The 3,997-nt window shown below is 59.4% G+C and carries 4 protein-coding genes and 1 pseudogene; 2 read left to right on the top strand and 3 right to left on the bottom strand.

Annotated elements, in window-relative coordinates; genetic code table 11:
- Window positions 1-128 precede the first annotated feature (128 nt).
- A complete protein-coding gene (rpmH, locus tag NW845_RS12510; protein ID WP_011434477.1) occupies window positions 129-269 on the bottom strand; it encodes a 50S ribosomal protein L34 in 141 nt (46 codons plus the stop codon).
- A gap of 240 nt (window positions 270-509) precedes the next feature.
- Here rpmH and dnaA point away from each other — a divergent pair, with 240 nt between their 5' ends.
- Together dnaA and NW845_RS12520 are read left to right on the top strand one after the other, a co-directional pair.
- A complete protein-coding gene (dnaA, locus tag NW845_RS12515; RefSeq protein ID WP_414364792.1) occupies window positions 510-1,916 on the top strand; it encodes a chromosomal replication initiator protein DnaA in 1,407 nt (468 codons plus the stop codon).
- Between the two features lie 194 nt (window positions 1,917-2,110).
- Window positions 2,111-2,776: a hypothetical protein gene (locus tag NW845_RS12520; RefSeq protein WP_414378765.1), complete on the top strand. Its 666-nt coding sequence runs from the start codon at window positions 2,111-2,113 to the stop codon at window positions 2,774-2,776.
- On the opposite strand, the gene NW845_RS12525 is transcribed toward NW845_RS12520, so the two are convergent.
- Together NW845_RS12525 and NW845_RS12530 are read right to left on the bottom strand one after the other, a co-directional pair.
- On the bottom strand, window positions 2,773-3,594 hold the full coding sequence (locus tag NW845_RS12525) for a class I SAM-dependent methyltransferase (protein ID WP_414378766.1): 822 nt from the start codon (window positions 3,592-3,594) through the stop codon (window positions 2,773-2,775). The two genes, NW845_RS12520 and NW845_RS12525, sit on opposite strands and share 4 nt — an antisense overlap.
- Before the next feature lie 212 nt (window positions 3,595-3,806).
- Window positions 3,807-3,997: pseudogene (locus NW845_RS12530) on the bottom strand (IS630 family transposase); the annotation flags it as partial.

Consider the following 3,997-nt stretch of genomic DNA (forward strand, 5'->3'; position numbering starts at 1 on the left):
ACGCTGCCCCGCTTGGTAAAGCGCCTGGAAAGCTCGCCGATCCCGCAAGCGATAAGGAGCAGGCAGCATGGTGGCGGATCCCACCCTGAATTCAACAAAGGGCCCTGCCCTTAAAGCCGGATCGCGCCTTAAGAAACAGCCAGGCGATAACGCCCCTTGGCCCGCCGCCGCCGCAAGACTTGCCGCCCGGTTGCTGTGCGCATTCTGGCCCGAAACCCAGAGACGCGAATGCGTCTGCGATTGGTGCCACGAAGGGTACGCTGAGTCATGGTGTAGACCCACTCATCATGTCAACAAGGCCTGCTGCGGCTGGTGAGGGGGAAGCCCAGTCCACTTGCAGACAATCAGCAAGGTGCCATTCTAGCAGGCTCGACGGAAAATTGCTAGATTGGCCGCCCCACGCCGAGCAGCTAAATTGGGAATCCCAAGTCCAAGTCGAGAGAGCAGAGGCACTGGGTTGGCGCCCCTGTTCTCTTTGGGCTTTGGCTGTGTCGTTCTGGGTGTGTGGTGTGGATATCTCCCTAGATCAACTCTGGGACGAAGCTCTGGGGCATCTACAGGTGCAGCTCAGCCGTCCAACCTTTGAGGCTTGGATCAAGACGGCGCGGCCTGAGTCGTTGGTGGACAATCGCCTCACCATCTCGACTCCTAGCGAATGGGCGCGGGGCTGGCTGCAAAAGCACTACGCCTCCACCATCACTGAGGTGGTGCAGCGGGTGGCCGGGATCCCTTTGCAGGTGGAGTTTTCCGTCGCTCCCCAGGCCTTGGTGGAAGAAGACCCTCCTTCAACAGCGGCTGGGGCCTCAACCTCCCGCTGGGCCGGCAGTTTTCCGGCTTCCGCCACCCTGGGGCTGGAGGTGAGCGGCAGCCTGCCCATGCGAGCTCCGGATCTCAACCCCAAGTATTCCTTCTCGCGTTTCGTGGTTGGTCCCAACAACCGCATGGCTCATGCGGCGGCCTTGGCCGTGGCCGACAAGCCTGGGCGGGCCTACAACCCGCTGTTTCTCTGCGGCGGAGTAGGGTTGGGCAAAACCCACCTCATGCAGGCCATCGGCCACTACCAACTGGAAGCGAATCCCCAGGCCAAAGTCTTTTACGTGTCCACCGAGCGCTTCACCAACGATTTAATCGACGCCATCCGGCGAGACAGCATGCAGTCTTTCCGGGAGCACTATCGAGATGTGGATATTTTATTGGTGGACGACATTCAATTTATCGAAGGCAAAGAGTACACCCAAGAGGAGTTTTTCCACACCTTTAATACGCTGCATGAGTCAGGCAAACAGATCGTACTGGCCGCCGACCGCTCCCCTCACCTCATCCCTCGGCTGCAGGAGCGGCTCTGTTCTCGGTTTTCGATGGGCTTGATTGCGGAAATTCAACCGCCGGACATCGAGACCCGCATGGCCATTCTCAAGAAAAAAGCCGAGTACGAGGGGATGAGCCTGCCGTCTGAGGTCATCGAATACATTGCTACCACCTACACCAGCAACATCCGCGAGCTGGAGGGTGCCCTCATCCGTGCTGTTGCCTACGTCTCCATTTCCGGCTTGCCGATGAGTGTGGAGACCATTCAGCCCATTCTCAACCCTCCCAGTGAGCCCAAGGAGATCACGCCCGACATGATTATCGACGTAGTCTGTGAAGCATTCGGCATCGACCGAGAAAGCTTATTGGGATCCTCCCGCAAGCGGGACATCAGCCAAGCGCGGCAAATTGCCATGTTTTTGATGCGTCACTACACCAACCTCAGCTTGCCCAAAATTGGCGATTACTTTGGAGGAAAAGATCACACCACCGTTCTCTATAGCTGTGAGAAAGTTAGCCAGTTGCAGCGGGAAAATCTGCAATTCGAGCGGCAACTGCAAAACCTGGCCCAGCGGCTGCGAGTCATGGCCAACAGCCGAAACAGCTAGTCTTTGCATTGCCGTTGTCGGGCCCTCCTTGTGGTCTCATCCTACGCTGCTGAGAGCCGCGACCCCCGTGAGTTTGCATAAAAGATCCTTTTGGAAGCAGCTACAGTTGAGGACGGGAGGGGCGGGGGTTGCAGGTGATAGGGCAATCTGGTAGAGGGCTTTGCCTGGGTATGCTGCTTCTTGGGGCTGGGCTGATGCCAGCATCGCCGGCCTGGGCCAATTCGACCCAAGCGAGCCGCAGGGAAGCGGATCCGCGGCCAACTGCCCTCTCAGCCGTTCTAGATCTGGGGCTGGATAGCCAAATTGTGGAGGATAGCCCCGTGTTGCGCCGCTGGCTGCAAGGCCCTCCCAATCTTCTGGAAGAAATCCGCGATACTCCTGTCTTGCCCACCCGTTTGCAGGCGGGTTTCGAGTCGGCTTCTGAGTGGCGAATCAGCTTGCAGGACTTGCGCCTGGGAGATCGCCTCACCCTCAGCGGCGACTATCGCCAATCTTCTGAGAACCCAGAAATCCGCCAGTACGGGTCAGAGGTGCGTTACTTTCTTGCCCCCGTGGGATCCCGCTTGAATCTGGCCCCCCAACTGGGCTATCGAGCCTTGGAACAAAAGAACCGCCGCCTCAGCGGGGTGAGCTATGGGGCTTTTGCCGTTTTGGCCCTGGCGCCCGGAGCCGCCGACTTGACTGGCAGCTACACTTGGGTGGCCCCGCAGGAGCCGGAAGAAGGACAGGCCACCCTAGCGGAGATCACTGCTGCCTACGCCATTAGCCCTTCCCTTCGTCTCGCTGCCCGCTACAGCCTGCGCCACTCGAGCTTGGCGCGGGAATCCAGCGTTGGCGTTGGCCTGGAGTGGATTCCCTAGAGGCGCACCGCCTGCACAAAAGCCACCCAGCCGAAGCTGAGATAGCGCTCCAAGCGCAACCCCACCTGGGCAAAGTGCTGGCGCAACTGGTCTGCGGAGAAAAAGCGAAGGCCGGTCGCCTCCAGCCAGTGCTGCACCGTCTGCCCCCATCCCTGCACCTGCTGGCTGTGCATCGAGACAAACACCCCGCCAGACTGCAAGATGCGGGCCACTTCCCGCAAGCAGGGATCCAAGGGCACCTCGTTCAGGGTGGCGCCGCTGATCACCGCCCCAAAGGCTGACGAGGCGAAGGGAAGCTGTTCCGCCCGGGCTCGCACTAGGCTGTAGTGCTGCCAGTGGGGCTGGGCCTGTTGGGCTGCCTCGGCCAGTACCCCTGCCGCATTGTCCAGGCCAATCACCGTCCGCTGCGGATCCCTGGCCAGGAGGAGGCGGCTCCAGTACCCCCCTGCCGTGCCCAAGTCCAAGACAGGATCTGCCTCCCCCACCAGCTCCGCCAACAATCGGCCTTCCCGCTCGCTGGCGAAGCTCTCCCCCGATAACAGCGACAGCGCCCAGGGCCGCCAAAGGCGATCGTAGCCCCAGGCAAAGCCGGGCAGATGGGCAATGGCCTGAGCTGGAGTGAGGGGCAACTCCGGCGAGGTGGCTAGAAAATCCACCGCCCCGGAAGATAGGAGAGGGTAAACCTGGCCACAGCGGGGACAATAAACCCGATCCACAGCAGACCCTGGCTCCCGCGCTGGCGGCAAGCTCAGCCCTTCCTGACCACAGCTTAGGCAGCGGTAGAGGTGAACTGGCAGAGCAGAGAGAGAAGAAAGCATGACACAGCAGAGTAGCTTGGTAGCCCCGTACTCAGCGCTCCGCGCCGCTAGCGCGAGTAGGGCGGGGCGGAAAAGCCTTCGAGCAGCTTTAGCTGCTCACCAACGATGCGAGTCGTTAATACAGTTTAGTTTTGGATCGCCACTCAGCAACAATGGACTACGGCTGTCAACAGGTTCTGATTCAGGACAGGAAGCTACAGTCTGTTAAGGAATCAAGGGGTACAGTAGCAACACTTAGCAAACCAACTCCGGAAGGAGGATGGATTGATCAGGAGTAAACAAGTCTGCACTATCTGCTCCACGCTATACTTCCCAACTCTGGAAAGCTGCCGAATAAAATGCTTCAACACCGACCCCATCATCTCAATAGGATTCAATTCCGGTGCATACACAGGTAGGTATA

The organism is Synechococcus sp. H60.2, assembly GCF_047462315.1.
Classification (GTDB): Bacteria; Cyanobacteriota; Cyanobacteriia; order Thermostichales; family Thermostichaceae; genus Thermostichus.